Consider the following 19,305-nt stretch of genomic DNA (forward strand, 5'->3'; position numbering starts at 1 on the left):
GTAAAGCCGTTCAGTTGGTGGATATACGTACCATGTATCTATAAGTATGTAACACCTCTGCCTGACGATTGTTTACCGGCTGCTGCTGTCGAAAGTAGGAGAGGCTGTCTTCGCCGGGCCTTCTCTAATGCCGTAACAGCCTGTAGAAGCGTCACTTTTTGAGGGAAGCTATATTTTTTAAAATGGGCACTTCCGGGGTGGAAAGCTACACTATCCCGACACTGTAATAAGTTTATTATGAAGCAGGAAAGCAAAAGGGAAGCCCCGGCCAGTGCCGGGGCTTCCCTTTTTATAGACCAATATAAAAATTTTAAAGTACCTCTACCGAGCGTTTGATGAATTGGGTCAGTTCGGTACCGGATAGCATCCCCTGCGAGAGTAACGCCAGGTCGTAGGCTTGCTTGGCCAGGGCCTTCTGCTGTTCGGCATCTTCAGTATTGAGGATGCGGGAAGTCAGCGGGTGGTTGGCGTTTACTGATACGGTGTACATCAGCGGCATATCGCCAAACATAGAGCGCTGTCCGGATGAAGCCTGCATGTCGGTCATACGGCGCATGAATTCAGGGAATGTAATGACTACCGGCAGTTCGTCAGTAGGCATCGCTTCGACTACTACCGTGCTGCCCTTGCCGGTCAATAGTTCTTCGAATAGCTTCTTAGCTTTCTCCTCGTCATTGGTAGAGAGTACGCTTTCCAGCTTGACGTCCTTCTCGATCAGCTTGTCTACCGTATCGGCGTCTACGCGTTTGACGGTTACCTTCTCCAGCTTGCTTTCCAAGGCGTTGATGAAGTGCGAGTCAATTACGGTATCCAATACCAGTACATCGTAGCTGCGCTTTTTTGCCGACTCAATAAAAGCATCCTGCTTCTTCGGATCGGAGGTATACAGCCACACCAGGTTATCATTCTTGTCAGTCTGGTTTTCCTTAATGGCTTCGCGGTACTCTTCAAAAGTGAAGAACTTCCCTTCAGTGTTCTTCACGAGGCAGAAATCCTTTGCTTTTTCGGAGAACTTCTCGTCACTGATGATACCGTATTTTACAAACAGGTCGATATCATCAAATTTCTTCTCGAATCCTTCTCGGTCATTTTTGAAAAGCTCCGACAGTTTGTCAGCTACCTTACGGGTGATGTACCCGTTGATCTTCTTCACATTGCTGTCAGACTGCAGGTAGCTACGTGACACGTTCAGCGGAATGTCCGGTGAATCAATGACTCCGTGGAGCAGTTGCAGGAAGTCGGGTACGATATCCTTTACCTCGTCGGTAATGAAAACCTGGCGGCTGTACAGCTGGATCTTCTCACGCTGTACCTGGAAGTCGTTCTTGAGCTTAGGGAAGTAGAGTACCCCCGTCAGGTTGAATGGGTAATCCACGTTGAGGTGAATCCAGAAGAGGGGCTCCTCAGAGAAGGGGTACAACTCACGGTAGAAGTTGAGGTAGTCCTCGTCTTTCAGGTCAGCCGGATTTTTGGTCCAGATCGGAGTAGGGTTATTGATAACCTTCTCCTCAAACTCAATTTCAATGGGCAGGAATTTACCGTACTTCTCCAGGATACCACGCAGGCGATGAGGGCTCAGGAATTCGGCTGAATCTTCCGCTATGTGCAGGATAATGTCAGTACCACGGTCCGTTTTTTCGGCTGTAGTTAGTTCAAATTCAGTAGATCCGTCGCAGACCCAACGAGCAGGCTCTGAATCTTCTTTGTAGGATTTCGTAATGATTTCTACCTGACGGGCTACCATAAAGGCCGAGTAGAAGCCCAGGCCAAAGTGTCCGATGATGCCCTTGTCGTTGCCTTTGTCCTTGTATTTCTCAACAAATTCGGCCGCTCCCGAGAAGGCAATCTGGTTGATGTACTTCTTGATCTCATCAGCCGTCATACCGATACCGCGGTCGCTTACCGTGATCGTTTTGGCTTCTTCGTCTACCTTTACCGTTACCTTCAGCTCGCCCAGCTCACCGTTGAATTCTCCGTAAGAAGCCAGTTGTTTCAGCTTCTGTGAAGCGTCCACGGCGTTAGACACCAGCTCCCGCAGGAAGATTTCGTGATCAGAATAGAGGAATTTCTTGATAATAGGGAAGATGTTCTCCGTGTGGATGCTGAGATTACCTTTCTCTTGTACCACTGATTCCATAATAGTGTCGTTTTAGGATTATATTTTAATTAGAAAAATTTCGTCTTTGCAATACAGCCCGAAAAATTGCGTTCCATTAGCGATTTGCCTCATCCTCGCTGACAGTTTGACAGCCGCAGCTAATACGATCAAGGAATACTGGTATCTGCTCAGGTTTTTTACTAATATTGCGCATAGAGGTACATCCATTGAACTTTTAAAATCGAATCAATCCGGAACCCCTTTGTCATGAAAATGAACTTTAAGAACTTATTTTTAGGTGTAGTACTCATGTCCGGCGTGACAGCCTGTGCTCCTAGTCAGGTACCCTTCACTAATTTTACCGCTTTTACCGAAGAGCTGCGCCGTGATCTTGAAAATGCTGGGATCTCGCTGGAAAAGGTGCAGTTTTATAACGATAAGCCTATAACGGTAAAGCGGGAGGGTATCAACCCGAACGACATCAACGTCAATTCGGAGGGGAGTATCAGCATCCAGAATGGTAAGACTATTCAGACCATTAATGTACGACCGTTTACACCGGGTGTAGTACTAGGTACCGGAAACGGCTCTTTGAACGTATCCTGGGATGATACGCAGCAGGATACCAAAGGAATGCGCTTTAACCTGAATGGAAACCAGTACTACCTGGCTACTACCGAAGACTCTAAACTGGATTACAAAGGAAGCCACTTTGATATTCAGAGCGGCATTGGTACCCGGCTATTTGTTAATAAAGACCTATTAAAGCAGGTAAACGTACAGCGCGAAACCCAGAAGGGGCGCCGTGTGGGTGGACAGTAATGAGTTGCTGCTACCAGATAACATCAAGAAGCCCCGTTCCATCCGGAACGGGGCTTCTTGATGTTTAAGGCCTAATGCTGCTCGGTCAGTTGAGATTGAAAGGCTGCCGATCAGGCTTGATGATCTTGGCACTCTGGATGAGGCCCAGTACCATGAGTCCTATTACTACGGCCAGCGATATCTGCAGGGTAGATATATTATTGGATCGGGCTACGCAGGTATGCGACTCTTTGACGAGTTCCTGTCCAATGACAGACTGGATCTGCGTGAGCTCGTTGAGACGAACGATGGTACGCTGGAAGGTGGCACCGCCTTTCTCCTCAAAGAGTTGCTGTCCGGCTTTCTTATTACCTGACTCGCTGAAGCGAAGTACTTCCTGCTCGATATCGGAATACTCATGTACCCGTTGCCGAAAGGCAATCAGACTTTTGGACTCTTCGTCTACCATGTGCGTCTGGCTAAAGACACTGATAAGGGAGTCTATTTTATAATTATGTTTTTGAAGCTGTACCTCAAGTTGTGCCGGGCTAAGTCCTTCGTCTGATAACAGGTGCTTCTCGACCAGGAGCCGTTTGTTGTACAGGTTCTCCGACAGATATACGATATCTATTGCCGGCATGAGGCGGTCCTGATAGATCGAGGAAAAGGACTTATCTATACCCTCTATGTTATTACGGGTAAGAATGGTACTGACCACTACCACGAGCATAATCCCCCCCAGAAGCAAAGCTGCTTTGAGTTTTTGCTGAATTACAAATGTCCATTTCATAATACTACAGGTATGCTCGTTTTAGAAAATCAGTAGATTTGAAAAATAAGCTTGTCGGCCATTTTCAGGTATTTTATAGTAATAAACACTAAATATACTAAAAGTGTAATGGATCAGTAACAGGAAAAGCTATATGTAAAGATGCTAACGAATAAGTCCGCAATTATTTTGCATTTTCGGCTATCTCCTCCTGTTTAACCAGCTCATATACCTCCTGGTTAAACTGTTTGGTTTCTTTTCTGAACCGGACCGTCAGCCCCGGGTACAGGGTAGTATTCTTTCCTTTCGCGTTGAGGTACCAGCTTTTACAGCCCGAAGCCCACACGGTATCTTTGAGCCTTTGTTGTATCTCCTGATTATAATCCTGCTGAGCCTGCGGCTTGATATCCAGATAGCTGCCCGGCCCGCTGGTCTCCAGGTAGTCGATGTACTGCATGATGTAGTTCATTTGTGATTCCATCATATGTACTACTGAGTTGTGTCCGAGGCCGGTATTGGGTCCAAGTACAAACGCCAGGTTGGGATAGCCCGCTACGGTAGTACCCAGGTAGGCTTCGGCACCGCTTTCCCGCCAGTGATTGATAAGGTTTTGATCCGTGAGGCCGATAATCTTCGTGTCCATTTCTATATCCGCCGCTACGAACCCGGTTCCGAAAATAACCGCATCCAGTATATGTTCCCGTCCGTCCTGAGTTAGTATTCCTTTAGCAGTAAAGCGTTCGATTCTCTCCGTTACAAGATTAACGTGCGAAAGGTTGAATGTAGGATAAAAGTCATCGGATTTAAGTATGCGCTTGCATCCAATAGTGTAGTTGGGCGTTAGCCTGCGGCGAGTTTCCGGGTCCTTCACTTCTTTTTTGAGTTTGCGCAGAGCAGCCCACGTCATAAGCCGGTTGATGGTCTTGTTGCCCACGAATCCCAGGCCGAAAAACTCATTGAGCCAGTAGAAAAATTCGCGCTGCATCCGCTGGATCAGAGGGTACTTACGGAAGGCTGCTTTACTTGAAGACCTCATAGGCTTATCGAACCGGGAAGTGATCCAGGCGGGCGTACGCTGGAAGACCGTAAGCTGGGCCACACTCGGCGCGATGGCAGGTACGATCTGAATGGCGCTGGCTCCGGTACCTATTACAGCCACGCGCTTTCCGGCGAGGTTGTAGTGGGTACTCCAGTTGGAGGAATGAAACCAGGTACCTGTATAGTCAGTCAGGCCGGCTATATCAGGGATGTGGGGGCGGTTGAGAGGTCCTACGGCCAGTAGCAGTACCTTCACGGTAGTAGCTAGCCCATTTCGGGTTTTGACCGCCCAGTAGCCCTCCTCTTTATCAAAGCAGGCTTCTACTATTTCGGCATTGTACCGGATGTGCTTTTGCAGACTATTTTTGGTTACTACTCCTTTGAGGTAGTTAAATATCTCGGGCTGACCTGAAAACAGGCGGCTCCAGTCAGGATTGGGTTCGGAAGAAAAAGAATAAAGAGGGGAGGGGATGTCGCAGGCGCAGCCGGGGTAGACATTGTCACGCCAGGTACCTCCCACTTCGGAGGCCCGCTCGAAGATAATAAATGAATCCCTGCCCGCTTTCTGGAGCCGGAGGGCAGCTACCAGTCCGGCAAATCCAGCACCAACAATTCCTACCTGATACGCTGGCTTCATAATTATAGTGAGTGAATGAATGGTGATACCCGTGGTAGCCAATCATTGTACTACCTAATACAATCAATTGGTACCTCCTTCCACCATCTAATGCAAACAAGTTTGTGTTTACTAATAACGAATAAAACAGCAAAAGTGGTTAAATAAAACTACTGCTACTGGCTGCTTTGGTCCTTATAGGGATTTGTAAACGTTTTTTCTATCTGCTTCATTACTATACGTGAATACCTGACCGGAAATAACCGGGTTACCAGATCCAGCGCCCGGCCATCGGGGCCTATAACGAGTCGCTCCTTTTTATTGGCAATGGCATCCAGTATCAGGCGGGCCGCTTTTTCGGGAGTAGTTTGAGCCGCCTGCTCAAAGTTACTGATCGATTGCTGATGCATAGCCGCGGTAGCTACCGGCCCGCGAGGCGTAGCGTTTCGAACTATGTTGGTCCTGATGCCACCGGGATGTACCGTTGTCGTGTGGATACCCGTGCCAGCCAGCTCCATACGGAGGGATTCGGTAAAGCCCCGAATGCCGAATTTGGAAGTACAGTAGGCGCTCTGGTTAGCCACCCCCGCCAGCCCGAACACACTCGATATATTGACGATATGTCCCCGGTTTTGTTGCAGCAGGTAAGGGTAAAAAGCCTTAGTCATCCGGATAGGCCCCCAGAGATTGATGGACAGGAGCCACTCAAATTGCTCCAGACTGGTGTGTTCAAAGCTGCCCGTAAACAGGCCAACCCCGGCATTATTGATCAGTATTAGCTTTCGGCCGCTCAATCCGAGAATAACCTGCGCCGCAAAAGATTGAATAGCTTCCGGATCGGCTACATCCAACTCCTGAATCTCTATCACCTGTCCCTGTTGGGATGCTAAGGTTTTCGTTTCTCGCAAGCCGGTAGTATCTATATCCGTGGCAAGTATAGAAGCCCCCCTGGCCGCTCCCTGAATAGCAAGTTGCCTGCCTATTCCCGAGGCGGCCCCTGTAATAAGTATAACCGAATCCTGAAAAGTGCTGGATGACATAGTTAATGGATTGATAGTAAAGGAAGATACTAAATTATTCAGTGGAGTACTAGTTTATATACAAAACCAGGTCCTCACCTGACTTAACAAGCAAAGACCTGGTTCACTGTCTGTGGATGGAATTAAATCGATAATTAGGCTATAATTCCGATAGTATAGATGGCTGGTGGCTGGTTGACGATAGTATAGTCGGGTACCATTAGGGTTTGTAGGGGCGCTCTCCAGGTACTGCAATAACAGTCTTATATTCTTCCAGAGCCTTTTTCATCCTTCAGTTCATATCGACCTCCTCATTCCCAAAACTACTATCAAATCCATTAAATTTGTTTACCCTAAGTACTATACGTTTGTTTTTGTTGGTGACGACAACCTATTTATTATCAGCACTGTATCAATCTATATTTGTACATCAACTGGTGCAGTTGTTATAGTTGAAAATCGTTATCATTTTGCCGGTAATCAACTGGTTTCAGATTTCCTTTCTCATCCCGTACATGCGTTTCCATATTGGGGATGATGTCTGTATTTTGAGCCGATGCACAGCTCCAGCTACCGCCCTGATGATGTACTACAAAGGTGAATATATTCTTCCTGATACCCGGGTTTGAAACACCTTCTATGGGCGTCTGTCCCGTAAGTTGCATCTTTGCCTGTACCACCGCAATATGCTCCGAAAGGTACTTTACTCTCGTGAACAGCAGCCTGAGTTTGGACTTATTAAATATAGTACCGAGTCCATAAGCATGAGCTTTTTCAATATCCTCCCTGGTGTGCCACCAAAGCCCCGTTACATTAACGAATTCAGCATCCGGATCAAACAGAGAAGCTAGTTTGGCAGCATCCCGATGGTTCCATGCCTCCATAAATACCTTCGGAATGCTTTCCGGGCGGTCAAGCGGACTATAATCCATTGGGTACTAACACAGGTTTTGCATCAGTGGCCGGACGGGGTCCTGCTCTGGCATGGGGTCAGGATTCAGTTCCGGTATTTCCGGGTCGGGAGATGAGGGCCTTGTTTCCGGTTCGTCCTTTTGGGGCTCCACCTCGGGTTGCTTCCCGGGGGTAACGGGGGCCGGAGCGCCCGGATCGGTAGGGCGAGCCGGATTTTCCTCCGGGCGGGCCGGAGTCTGAGCCGATATATCTTTATAGTTTGGCTTGTCCATAGGGATTGGCATTTAAGATGATAGTATATTCATTACCGTTTACGATAAAAAACTATGCCTTGTTCTCGATCAGGATATTGCTATTGGAGCCGTTGGTGGTCGATCCCGGGCAGAAAACCATCTTTTTTGTTTATATTTTTTTGTGAATACGCCCTCTATTTATTTTCTTGTAAGTGTCAGATATACAAATTGATGTAAAATCAACCGTTTGAGCGGTTACAACTGCTCCTAAAATATTTTTCATAGCATTGCCTGGAACCATCTGGCATAACCTTTTTGAAATGTGATAATTAAGTTAAAAAACTGATTTTTTACAGGAAAAAAGGTGATTTTGACTATATGAAAAGAGTTTGAAAAAAAGCATATTTGGGAAAAGTAAATAAATACATGCTGTGTAAATAGTATGAGAAGATACCCCCACATAACGCTGCTATTCTTAGTGTTACTAGTAGGATGCCGGGCCCAGGCTCAGGACCGTAACTCAAGTAGTCACACATTTGCTATTGTGATTCCCGAAGTAGCAATACTCGATATTGAATCATCCAGCCCCCAGGCCATCATGTTGCAGGTAGCAGCGCCTACCGAAGCCGGTGATGCCTTGACCTTCGGGCAAACCAACAGGAACCTGTGGCTCAACTATTCGTCCATTGTGGGAGCGGCGACAAGGACATCCAGAAAGGTTACGGCTCAGATTGCTTCCGGTACAGTACCTGATGGTATTACGATTAATCTGGCAGCTACTACGGCCACCGGATCGGGGGGCGGAAAACTAGGTCAACCCGTTACGGGAGGGATCATGCTTAATGCCTCAGCCCAGGATCTGATTGTAGGTATTGGTAGCTCCTATACAGGGAATGGCCCGGCTAATGGACACCAGCTTATTTATACCATTCAATCTAATGGAGCGGAAGCCTACCAGAAGCTTAGATTTGACCAAAGTACTACCTTAGGTATTCTGTATACGATTACTGATTATTAATGGAATGTTAAAGAGTATCCCATCCGAAGTAACTACATCTGTTAAGACCTAAAGGTAAGCTTTTAGGTCTTAATTAGTTATAGCGGGTCTGTTGAAGATCTTAATTTAAATTTAGTTACAAATTATTTATCGGCTTTTTTTTGCCAAAAAACTCTCTAAAGATTCAATACATCGAAATAACCCAAAAGCGCGAGTGAACCTGATGTAGCTTTGTTTCATCAAAGTTCAGAAAAGATATACCAGATCAATAAACTCGCGACTAATCATGAAAAAGTTTTCTTACACACTAGTTTCTTTACTATCAGTTTCATTTTTTGCATTTACTGCAAACGCTCAGAGTGATAATAATTCAGCTAATCACAATGTAGCTATCACCATTCCCGAAGTAGCCCTTCTTGATATTGAGTCCAGTACTTCTACGAGTGCTGTTACGCTGGCGGCTAAGCACTCAGGCGAAGCGGGGGATCCTATCAGTTTTACTGGTGTAAGCAATTCGGACCTCTGGCTGAATTATTCATCTATCGTAAGTACAACCAATACTGCACGTAAAATCACCGCACAACTAACTGGTGCAGTACCCGCAGGTGTACAACTAAAAGTAGTGGCTGGAAGCTCTACAACTGGTGGAGGTACTCGTGGTACAGCCGCAGCCAGCGGTGTTGTTCTGTCAGCTACTCCCCAGGACCTGATCAATGGAATCGGTAGTTCTTACACGGACAACGGAGCTAATAAAGGCCATCAGCTAACGTACTCTCTGTCACTTGTAGATGATGCAAATTACGCAAACCTTCGTTTTGATCAGACTAATACAGTACAGGTTACTTATACCATCATCAATCAATAAGAGCTTCTGTTAGAAGAAATATATTTTCGAAAAGAGTAAAAAAAGGCCTAATTATTGTAGGCCTTTTCTTTTTGGAGGAAATAATAAAAAGTAAATCTGATATGGGCTGCTTTTTATTTTCCTTCATGAATTTAACAGGCGTTATCCTATGAAACCCTCTATACTATTTACGCTTTTCTTTCTTATTATTATTGGTTCAGAGGCCTTTGCCAGTGTAACCGTTGAAAACGGACTTACCCATATTTTCAGAGGGAATTGGGGAGATGAACTGACCGGTACCATAAAGCTTACTAATTCCGGTAAAAAAGCAGAACGTATACTGATATTTAAGAATGACCTCGTGCAGGGCTGTGCCAATTCCAACATGTTTGCAGAGCCAAACAGCCAGCCTAACTCTTCGGCTGAATGGATAAAGCTGAACCTGAACGAGCGAACCTTAGCCGCCGGAGAAAGCTACGAAATAGTATATAGTATCGCTATTCCCAAGGACACTACCTTCAATGGCTCCTTCTGGTCATTGATAATGGTAGAGGTAGTAGACCCGATCAAGGAAGAGAAAACAAGCTCCGGCGTTACAATAGGTTCCAAGATCCGCTACGCCATTCAGGTCATTACGGATGTAGGTCCCTACAAGATATCTCCCCTTAGCTACGAGGATGTTAAACTGGAAAAACAGGAAGGTAAAAGTAAAACGGTACAGGTAGTGCTAAAAAACAACGGGCTCTTCGTGGTTAACCCTGTGCTGGTGTTTGAGCTATTCAATAAGAACGGCGACAAGGTAAAGAAGATCGAAGTGCCCTTCCGAAAAATCTATCCGGGTAGCTGCAAGCTGTATGAAGTAGATATTACGGGTATACCCAAAGGATCGTATGACTGCGTACTGGTAGCCGACTACGGTCAAGACTTGTTTGGGATGAACGCCAGTCTGGATATAGAATAAGGCTGGCACGTACTACTAATCTGATACCCAGCCTGCCAGCTCAGAATTTCCTTCACCAAATCAATTTTACTTATCAGAACTTTACAGGTTCAAATTGATGAAACGGTTTCGACTTTGTAACACAGTTCTCCTGGTAGTACTGTTGCTGCTCTGTTTTGGGGCCGTGGCAGCAGCGCCCTTTGAAATAAAACTGGTCAATGCGCCCAGAAAGGTAGCCCCTGATGAGTACTTTACCCTTTTCTTTGACGTCACCAACAACGATAACTTCAGTATTAACCCCAGAGCCAATCTGGTACTGCCCGAAGGCTGGATTGTAGTTACCCGAAAAGAACTTTCGGAAGTAAGCCCCGGCGAAACCAAAAAGATTTTCTTCACACTAAGGCCCTCCAGGAACGCCAGGGTAGGTACCGGTAATATCACGCTCCAGATACTGGTTGATCAGCGGGTGGTGATGGAAGAAAAAGTGTGGCTGGAAATCGATCAGGTACATAAGGTAGAGATCACCCCGGTGGTAGTGCCGGATTTCCTGCGGGAGGGTACCAGCTTTACCTGTGTATATCTGGTGCAGAATTTGGGTAATACCGTGGAAGAGATCCAGCTTTCATCCACTCAGGGATTGATTAGCGGGAGTCAGCGGATTACCCTTGAACCTTATACATCCCACACGGTAAAAGTACAGTATGCTATTCCGCCCAACCTGTCCCAGAAGACATACCTGGTAGTGGACCTGAACGCCCTCCTGGTCGGGGCAGAGCAGAGGGTCCAGAAAAGCCAGCTGGTGGAAGCTTATCCGAATAGTACCAAAAAAAGTGACCCCTACCTGCGTTTTCCCATTGAAGTAAGTGGTATCTATAATGCCGTTTCAAACAATGGGCAGCAGTACACAGGTGGCCAGTTTGATATCCGGGGGCAGGGCTACCTCGACTTTGCAAAGCAACACTATCTGGACTTTGTTCTGCACGGCCCCAACCAGGTCAACCTGCCCCAGTTTGGTAGCTTTGACCAGTACTCTATAGTTTACACTAATTCACAGGTTGCGGTGTCGGCCCTGGACTATACTCTTCAGGTGTCAAACCTTACGGAGTTCAGCCGTTTTGGCCGGGGACTTAAGATGAGTTATAATACGGGCGATATCCAACTTACCGGTTTCTACAGCAAGCCCCGTTTTTTTGCCGATATCAAAAGTACCTACGGAGGCGTACTGACGTACCGTCCGACCGAGTACCTGGATATCAATCTGAATATAGTCTCAAAGAATATGGCGCTGCGTGATCAGCTGGTCACGACGGATATAGCCAGTATAAGTACTAACTACCAGAAAAATGACCTGTGGGTCGAAACGGAAGCGGCGGTCAATACAGCCGCTGGCAAAACAGACGTCGCGGGATTTATGAGGTTGTACTACTCGCCGAAGTGGTTCCGGTTTAGCAGTAATCTGGTCTATGCCGGAAAGGAATTTTATGGCTACTACACCAACAGTACCCTCATCAGCAACTCGCTGTACAGTAAGGTTACCCGTAAAATAATGATCGGGGCGGGACAGAACATTACAAAGGTAAATCAGAGCCTGGACCTGACCATTTACAGTACGCTGCCTTACTACAGTAACTACTTTGGGGAAGCGTCCTACCAGTTTAATTCGCAGAATCAGCTTCGGTTTAACTATACTTATCGCGAGAAAGAGGACCGGGCTCTCCAGAAACAGTTCAATTACAAAGAGAACGCGGCCCGGTACTCCTATTTCCACACGGGTAAGAGGGTGTATGTGTGGCTGGATGGTGAAGTGGGAAGGACTCGTAACCTGATCGCAACCGAGGACTCCGCACCTCGGACAACGTTACAGAACCGGCTCATGCTTAACTACACCTTTTTCAGAAATCTTACTCTGGGGGGTAATCTGGAGTATCTGCAGACCAACCGGTTTTCTACCCAGAATAAGACAGAAGAGTTCCTGTTTTATGGCGCCAATGCGATGATACGCCTGAAGGACTACCTGAGCTTCAACCTGTACTACCGCAACAACTATGCACTCGACGAGCTCACCGAAAGCCGAAACTTCCTGAACTCGGAGCTGATCCTGAAACTAAACGACAGGCACAAGTTGAGCCTGAGGGGGAGCTACGCCACTTTTCCGGGCGAAAACAGACTTGAGAAAAGCTGGCTGGCTACGGCCCGGTACACTCTGCTGATTAATGCGCCCATCAAGAAAGACAAGAGTCTGGGGGGAATCTACGGTAGACTCAGCCGAAAATCAAACGAAAAAATAAGCGGAGTAATCGTGCAGCTAGGGAAGGAAACTACGATCACGGACGAAAGCGGCAGCTTTAAGTTTAATGATCTGGTACCCGGCGACTACTACGTTACCATCAGACGCTCGTCCCTGAAAGTAGATGAGATCGCTGACATACCGCTGCCCTTAGAGGTAAAGGTGAAAGCTAACGAAATTACGGATTTAGAGATACCCGTCATAAAATCAGCATCGGTGAGAGGTATCGTTGAAGTAGGAGTGGCGGTACAGGCAGGCTCGCAGGCATCCGAAAAGAGGTGGGAGGCGGTGGTCTTAAAACTAACCAATAATGAAAATACCTTCTATACCGAAACGGACGCCAGTGGTAAATTCTCCTTCGGTGAAGTACGCTCCGGTGATTGGACCATTTCGGTAGTGAAGACAGGTGCCTGGTCTAACGACTTCACCATTGATGCTGACTACCGACAGGTCACCGTTGTGGCCGGCGAAGAAACCCAGGTGAAGTTCATGCTGACACCTAAGGAACGGAAGATTCATATGAATGGGGGCAAAACCATTAAAATACAGAATAAGTAATGAAGTTATCGATTGGGATGGTACTAGTGATGTTACTACCAATATGGGGGTACAGCCAGACTACTGTAGTAGCGACTTCACATGCTCCGACTTCGATTTCCCTGCCGGTGGTGGCGCTGCTTGATATCGAGCCATCTAACGATGCAGTAGTATTGACCATACCGGCTACGACCGAAGCCGGTATGTCCCTATCCATGACCTCAAACAGCTCAAAGTGGATCAACTACACCTCAGCCATACTGGCCGGAGGAAGTACCCGCCGTATCACAGCTCACGTATCATCAGGGTCGGTGCCTCCGGGGGTACGATTACTACTAAGTGTAAGTAGCCCCGTGGGCGCAGGAGGAGGGTCCAGAGGGGGATCTATTAGCAACCTGGCACTAACCAGTTCAGCGCAGACTATTCTGAGTGGTATAGGGGGAGCCTTTACCGGCAATGGGATCAATAACGGTCACCAGCTGACTTATACATTGGGTATATCCAATTATGGTAGCCTGGTTAAGGCTTCGTCCACGTTGATGGTTACCTATACGCTTACTGATAATTAAAGAGGATATGAACCCGAAGGGACGTTATATATTTATACTGGTGATGTTGATCCATCATATAGCCTCAGCTCAGTTCTTCTCGACTACGGGAAGTTGGGTGGTTTCGGTACCGGCCTCCACCATTACGGAAGCCGGAAATAACTATACGCAGGCAATCGCCAGTGCTACGGATCAGACAATCATGAACCTGGTGCCCGGAACGAACAATGGACAGAACAGGAACGGCATCTGGGATGTGTACATTAGCAAAGAAGACAGTGACTGGGATGGTCGTTTGATTATCTCGGCCCGGCGTACCGGCACCGGTACACCTAATTCTTCCAACAATTCGATTATCGGAGGGACAACCTATACCACTGTTTCTGCCACACCTTCAGCATTTTTTTCTGGGAGAGGAGGGTATAATAATATACCTATACAGTATATGGTCTCAGGGCTGACAGTGCTGATACCCGTAAAAGCTTACACCACCAACATTACCTACACCTTTTTGAATTAATGGGCGAGATTGAATGAGTTGAGCTTTTCCCGGCAGTTTTGACACAGCTTCAGTTCAGCTTCATCAATAGTGCTCATTTTTTCTCCCGAATCCTGCATGACGCATTTTTCGGTAGGGCAGTGGGGGAGGCCCAGGTTATGGCCAAACTCATGGATACATATTTTCTTCAACCTGCTTATAAATTCTTTGTGATTCTCGCTTTCGATTTTAGCCGTGGAAGCAACCGAAGTCGGGCCCGGGCAGTATCCCAGCCCATGTACCCCCCAGTCAATGTACTTCAAAGCCGGTTTTTTGACCTGTCCTTCAGCGTCCTTTTTGGTATGTGATAACTCATTGGGCGTAAGACCCATCACATAGTCCATGGAGCCGTAGTCTTTCTCTCTGAGAAAACGGATAAGGGAATCGGCGCGATAACGGGGAAGCTTGATATTCACAAACGACTCCTGGGGCATATCAATCTCTTCAAGGACGACCACTTGATAGCCATATACGTCCCTTATGGTATGCTTTACTGTATCCAGTAAAGCTTTGTCAAAGCCATCAAATGGCTGTAAAGCCAATTTTTTGTAGGGTGTACCAGTAAAAGAAACTAAAAGTGCTATTAATCCAACAAAAAGGGCGTTTCTCATTTCTCTGTCACAGTGCTACCTCAGCAGTCCTTCCTTTACAATCGGCTATATAGTCCTAAGGAGCTCTATCACCTAACGCCAGTCGGCAGTAGAGCTTCAGGTATTATTGATTTAAGGGATATCCTGTTGGGCAGGAGGGTTAAGTTATTCGTGTATTTCTTTGACCGAAAATAAGTACAGAAAGTTACAAATCCAATAACCCAACCTTTAGATATTTTGCAAAGTTCAACCAGAGAAGTAGAAATAACTGCTAAAGCCTGTTTTGTATATTCAAAAGTATGTTATACACTACTTTATCTGCTTTTCTGTTCACCATCCAGGCCGATACATTACCACCCGGATCCATCATGAACGTAAAAGCCACGGGTGTACCACTCCCTGCGTTGTTTATTACCCATTGGCCATACAAGCGATCCATTCGGACGTAGTCATCTTTTTTGGGGTAGCTCTTGTCATCATTCAGGTTAATAATCAGGTCTTCGTTTCTTCTCTCGGTGCTGAAGCGTATGTACACATCCCTGTCCTTAAATGGGAAAGGAGAGTCGAATGTAAGGTAGGCGACAAAGTTCTGCTGGTCAGTAGATTCGATCAGCTTAGATGACTCGCAGTTATTGATCAGCGAGGAATAAACATCCGGATTCAGAAGCAGCTGTTCCAGATTTTGCTGGGAAGTATTGAAGGTACTTACTGCTTTGGCGGTGACGAATTTGGTGCCTGATTCCTCCCGTGTATACACGGTAATGTTGTTTCTGGTATATTTTTTATTCCAGTCATCGATAGTCGGTGCTATAAGAAAAGCAATAAATAAGAGTGCTTGTATCATGTCTTTAAATCGTTACTTCATTAATTTGTTATATATTATAAAAAAGCATCCGCCCCTAATTGTTTTCTTTAGGTTCATTTTCAGGCAAATGTGTACAGGTGAGAGGGAGAAGTGGAGAGAGAATGAAAGCAGGGGTCCGGGCACGCTAATCAGAGCTGAACCCGTTTATAATTATGGCTTAATCTAGTTGTAGCTAATCAGTAGAACTGAAATTGAGTAGGACCGAAAACTACTTATACTTTATATCTTACAACCTAAATTTGACAATTCTCTTTCCAATGTCCGGACTAAAACATTCAAAAAACGTACTTCTTATTATAGTACTCGCATCGGCCTTCGCTACTTCCTGTCAGGAAAGCTCGCGGGACAGTGAGGAAGAAGCGACTACCGAACAAAACGCAGATACTCTTGGTAAAAATGCTATCTCGGAGCCACTCATTACCGACATGTATACGGCTGATCCATCGGCTCATGTTTTTGATGGGAAAATCTACATTTATCCTTCCCATGATGAGGAAACGGACGTCAAGCCCAATGATGCCGGCGATCATTTCGCAATGAAAGATTACCATGTGTTTTCTATGGATAGCATAGGTGGTAAGGTGACGGATCATGGAGTAGCGCTGGATGTCAAGAATGTCCCCTGGGCCAAGCGACAGCTGTGGGCTCCCGATGCTGCTGAAGCTAACGGAAAGTACTATCTCTACTTTCCTGGAAAGGACAAGGATGGAGTGTTCCGGATAGGTGTGGCTACGGGCAACTCTCCTGCGGGCCCCTTCAAAGCGCAGCCTAAGCCCATTGAAGGTAGCTTCAGCATAGATCCTGCTGTGTTTAAAGACAGTGACAGTTCGTACTACATGTACTTCGGAGGGATCTGGGGCGGACAACTGGAGCGCTGGGTAGACAATACCTACGACACAGCCCGAACCACTCCGCCCAAAGACCAACCCGCGATTACGCCCAAGGTAGCCAGATTAAATAAAGACATGCTGAGCTTTGCCGAGCCGGTCAGGGATGTACAACTTCTGCATAGCAACGGAATGCCCATCTTGGCGGGTGAAAACGATCGCCGCTTCTTTGAGGCAGCCTGGGTACATAAGTACAACGGAAAGTACTATTTTTCGTACTCTACGGGTGATACCCATTACATAGCGTATGCTACGGGCGACAGCCCCTATGGTCCCTTTACGTACAGGGGAGTCATCCTGAATCCGGTAATTGGCTGGACCAACCACCACTCCATTGTTGAGTTCAAGGGCAAATGGTACCTCTTTTACCACGACAGCGTACTCTCCGGCGGACAGACCCATCTGCGTAATATCAAGATGACCGAGCTGAAGCACCTGCCCGACGGAAGCATAGAGACTATAAGTGCCTACCGTACCCCGCAGTAACGGGATCAGCGCTCCATCACCAGACCGTCAAATTCATTCAGCCGGTCAAGCTGAAAGTCCAGATAGCCGTCCTTCCACTTGAAAGGGACGGCTTTTTGCTGCGCCATCGAGAACAAGCGGGTCGGCCGGAAGTCAGACTTCACCCTGAAAGTAAGATCCCGGACCGGTAGGGGGGAGAAGTAGGTATTTCCACTGAATCCGGTAAGGTTGACCAGGTGCAGGATCATACCGTCATCCGTTTTCTTTGTATAGTTGTCGGGGGTATTACGCACATATCGTTGCAGCACTGCTTCCACCCGTTCGGGAGCGTTGGTCTGAATCAGTTGGGTAACTTCCGGAGCTACATAATCAATGACGTCCAGCAGGATGTTTTTGTGCTGCTCGTAGCCGTGCAGGTAGTACAGGCGCCCCAGGTTAATAGGTAGCAGCGCGGCCTTACTGGCAGGGTGTTGTTTTACTCCCATGGCATAGTAGCCGGACGGATCGTGGCCACCAATGATCTCGGGTGGTCCCGGCCGTCCCTTGGTCAGTATGGGGAGAAAACGCTGATCGGATGCTGAAAAATCATACTGCCCCAGGTTAAACTTCCAGAAGAGCATCGACTGCCCGGGGAACCGCTTGAATACCGACTTGTCGTCGGGCTTGAGGTAGTTACCGGCCCCGTCATTGTCTTTCTGGATCATCTTAGCTCCGAAAAGGTCCAGCTGCGCTTGGGGATTGTCAAACAGAGCCCGGTTGGTGGCGATGAGGTGGGTGCCCCGGTGGTTGGCCTCTTTCAGTACCTGTACCGACTCCTGACTCAGGTAGGTAATATCAGGCAGGACTATGAGCCGGTACTTTTTGAGTTTCTCGGCCCGATTCCCCAGTTGAGCATCTTCAATGATATCGTACGGGATATGCGCTTCTTTAAGCATGAGCTGGATGCCGCGGTACTCCTGCATAGGCTCTCCGCTGGGCCAGGCACCCGGTGCTACCACGGCTACCTGCGCCACGGACGTGTAGCGCCCAAAGTAAGGCTCGTACTTTTTGTGGAAGCCGTATACTTTCTTCACGGCCTCAAAGTTCCGCTCGTCTTCGTAGCCCCGCATGTCACCCATGAGGCTAATGTCCAGGCCGGAACCATTGGCTATATTCTCGTAAAGCCGGATGGTCACCTCCTCGGGTTCTACGGCGTTATACCGCGACTGAAACGAGATCTGCTGGATGCTGCTGTTGCTGACGATATGGTCAGGGAAAGACTGTACGGCATTGCTGACATTGTCCGACGACATGTAGGGCCAGTAGGGGAGGCTGTTGGTCTGGGATTCGTGCCGGATAATATCGACGTAGCGATCCAGGTAGGTACAGATAGCAATCTGAGAGTTTTTAGACTTAACCAGCTCGTGCAGCTTCTTCGACCACTCCTCCACGGTATGCTTCTTAAAGGCCAGGTACTTCTGGTACGTCGCATCGGCTTTGTTCTCCTCGGTAGGTAGTTTCTGTCCCTGGCTGTATGCCGCAAAGGCCTTTTGGTCGTATGGGTTCTGATCGATGCCGTGGTACTTACCCTCGTAGGGGTTGTTGACCTGGTAGCCGGGCATATTCAGGAATATACCATCGATCGGGTACTTATCTATGACTTCTTCAATAATCCTGAAAGCTTTATCCTGTACGTAGGGAGCATTAATGGATACTACGTACATATCCGTATTGATGATCCGCTCGCCCTTCGGTGAGATGTAGCACCAGTCCGGATGGGCTTTGAAGATGCTCTCATGCACCCGGCTGAAATCAAACCGTACAATGACTTTGATACCGTTTTCGTGACACTTCCGGACTACATCCCCCAGCATATTGGGCTTCATGTACGGATTAGTATACTGAAAGTCCAGTTGGGTAGGGTAGAAGGCCATGATACCACCGGCGTTGATGATAAGGGTATTGGCTGAGTGGTCGAGCAGGTCCCTGACCAGCGAGTCAGGGTTAAGGGTAGCGGCCTCGTAGGCGGGCAGGTTGGTCTGGATCAGGCGGAGGTTGTTGGCCTTCCACCAGGGTACATCAGCCGGCCAGGTCACCGGTGCGTTAGCACCTTTCTTGGATTGAGCGAGGCACGAAACAGCCCCTAAAAGCATATATAGCAGGTAAAAAACTTTCAGATTCATAGACCGGAACGGAGGTGTGTTGAGTGTAGACTATACTACTTAAAGTACAGGGGCCTCCTACATTACTGATCGGTGGGGCAGGTGTTGGGAATCAGTATAAACGACGGGGGCCTCATCTTTAACTGAAAAGTTCTCCTTACAACCACTTGCACGACCAGG

General features: G+C 47.4%; 17 protein-coding genes. 8 read left to right on the forward strand and 9 right to left on the reverse strand.

Annotated features, from left to right (window positions below):
• Positions 1–310 precede the first annotated feature (310 nt).
• Positions 311–2,137 carry a molecular chaperone HtpG gene (gene htpG, locus JUB14_RS13370; protein ID WP_207506742.1) on the reverse strand — a complete coding sequence of 609 codons (1,827 nt, stop codon included), beginning with the start codon at positions 2,135–2,137 and terminating at the stop codon, positions 311–313.
• A 228-nt stretch (positions 2,138–2,365) separates the two neighbouring features.
• Between htpG and JUB14_RS13375 the strand changes: the two genes are divergently transcribed.
• Positions 2,366–2,920: a hypothetical protein gene (locus JUB14_RS13375; RefSeq protein ID WP_229367818.1), complete on the forward strand. Its 555-nt coding sequence runs from the start codon at positions 2,366–2,368 to the stop codon at positions 2,918–2,920.
• 85 nt (positions 2,921–3,005) lie between these two features.
• On the opposite strand, the gene JUB14_RS13380 is transcribed toward JUB14_RS13375, so the two are convergent.
• The 5 genes from JUB14_RS13380 to JUB14_RS13400 form a co-directional block, all read right to left on the reverse strand.
• The gene (locus JUB14_RS13380; protein ID WP_207506743.1) at positions 3,006–3,689 is read right to left on the reverse strand and encodes an MCP four helix bundle domain-containing protein; all 684 of its coding nucleotides are present in this window, start codon (positions 3,687–3,689) and stop codon (positions 3,006–3,008) included.
• A gap of 163 nt (positions 3,690–3,852) precedes the next feature.
• On the reverse strand, positions 3,853–5,343 hold the full coding sequence (locus tag JUB14_RS13385; protein ID WP_207506745.1) for a flavin-containing monooxygenase: 1,491 nt from the start codon (positions 5,341–5,343) through the stop codon (positions 3,853–3,855).
• Positions 5,344–5,498: 155 nt separating this feature from the next.
• A complete protein-coding gene (locus JUB14_RS13390) occupies positions 5,499–6,362 on the reverse strand; it encodes an SDR family NAD(P)-dependent oxidoreductase (RefSeq protein WP_207506747.1) in 864 nt (287 codons plus the stop codon).
• Between the two features lie 425 nt (positions 6,363–6,787).
• A complete protein-coding gene (locus JUB14_RS13395; protein WP_207506750.1) occupies positions 6,788–7,273 on the reverse strand; it encodes a YybH family protein in 486 nt (161 codons plus the stop codon).
• A 6-nt stretch (positions 7,274–7,279) separates the two neighbouring features.
• Positions 7,280–7,525 carry a hypothetical protein gene (locus JUB14_RS13400; RefSeq protein WP_207506752.1) on the reverse strand — a complete coding sequence of 82 codons (246 nt, stop codon included), beginning with the start codon at positions 7,523–7,525 and terminating at the stop codon, positions 7,280–7,282.
• A 403-nt stretch (positions 7,526–7,928) separates the two neighbouring features.
• Here JUB14_RS13400 and JUB14_RS13405 point away from each other — a divergent pair, with 403 nt between their 5' ends.
• The 6 genes from JUB14_RS13405 to JUB14_RS13430 all read left to right on the forward strand — a co-directional run bounded on the left by JUB14_RS13405 (position 7,929) and on the right by JUB14_RS13430 (position 14,159).
• Complete coding sequence (locus JUB14_RS13405) at positions 7,929–8,504, forward strand: hypothetical protein (protein WP_207506755.1); 576 nt, start codon at positions 7,929–7,931, stop codon at positions 8,502–8,504.
• 265 nt (positions 8,505–8,769) lie between these two features.
• A complete protein-coding gene (locus JUB14_RS13410; RefSeq protein WP_207506757.1) occupies positions 8,770–9,348 on the forward strand; it encodes a hypothetical protein in 579 nt (192 codons plus the stop codon).
• A 148-nt stretch (positions 9,349–9,496) separates the two neighbouring features.
• A complete protein-coding gene (locus tag JUB14_RS13415; protein ID WP_207506759.1) occupies positions 9,497–10,288 on the forward strand; it encodes a COG1470 family protein in 792 nt (263 codons plus the stop codon).
• Positions 10,289–10,385: 97 nt separating this feature from the next.
• Positions 10,386–13,112, forward strand: coding sequence for a hypothetical protein (locus JUB14_RS13420; RefSeq protein ID WP_207506761.1), 2,727 nt, complete (start codon positions 10,386–10,388; stop codon positions 13,110–13,112).
• The gene (locus JUB14_RS13425) at positions 13,112–13,660 is read left to right on the forward strand and encodes a hypothetical protein (protein WP_207506764.1); all 549 of its coding nucleotides are present in this window, start codon (positions 13,112–13,114) and stop codon (positions 13,658–13,660) included. Before JUB14_RS13420 ends, JUB14_RS13425 begins: the two co-directional genes overlap by 1 nt.
• A gap of 7 nt (positions 13,661–13,667) precedes the next feature.
• Positions 13,668–14,159 (forward strand): hypothetical protein, encoded by a 492-nt coding sequence (locus tag JUB14_RS13430; RefSeq protein WP_207506766.1) that lies wholly within the window; start codon positions 13,668–13,670, stop codon positions 14,157–14,159.
• Here JUB14_RS13430 and JUB14_RS13435 read toward each other — a convergent pair.
• Positions 14,156–14,719: a matrixin family metalloprotease gene (locus tag JUB14_RS13435; protein WP_207506768.1), complete on the reverse strand. Its 564-nt coding sequence runs from the start codon at positions 14,717–14,719 to the stop codon at positions 14,156–14,158. The two genes, JUB14_RS13430 and JUB14_RS13435, sit on opposite strands and share 4 nt — an antisense overlap.
• 319 nt (positions 14,720–15,038) lie before the next feature.
• Positions 15,039–15,611, reverse strand: a complete 573-nt coding sequence (locus JUB14_RS13440) for an SRPBCC family protein (RefSeq protein WP_207506770.1) — start codon at positions 15,609–15,611, stop codon at positions 15,039–15,041.
• A gap of 278 nt (positions 15,612–15,889) precedes the next feature.
• Here JUB14_RS13440 and JUB14_RS13445 point away from each other — a divergent pair, with 278 nt between their 5' ends.
• Entirely contained in the window at positions 15,890–17,005 is a 1,116-nt protein-coding gene (locus tag JUB14_RS13445) for a glycoside hydrolase family 43 protein (protein ID WP_207506773.1), read from the forward strand.
• Positions 17,006–17,010: 5 nt separating this feature from the next.
• Here JUB14_RS13445 and JUB14_RS13450 read toward each other — a convergent pair whose 3' ends face one another.
• On the reverse strand, positions 17,011–19,146 hold the full coding sequence (locus JUB14_RS13450) for an alpha-amylase family protein (protein WP_229367821.1): 2,136 nt from the start codon (positions 19,144–19,146) through the stop codon (positions 17,011–17,013).
• Positions 19,147–19,305 lie beyond the last annotated feature (159 nt).

The sequence above is a fragment of the Telluribacter humicola genome (assembly GCF_017355935.1).
GTDB lineage: Bacteria > Bacteroidota > Bacteroidia > Cytophagales > Spirosomataceae > Telluribacter > Telluribacter humicola.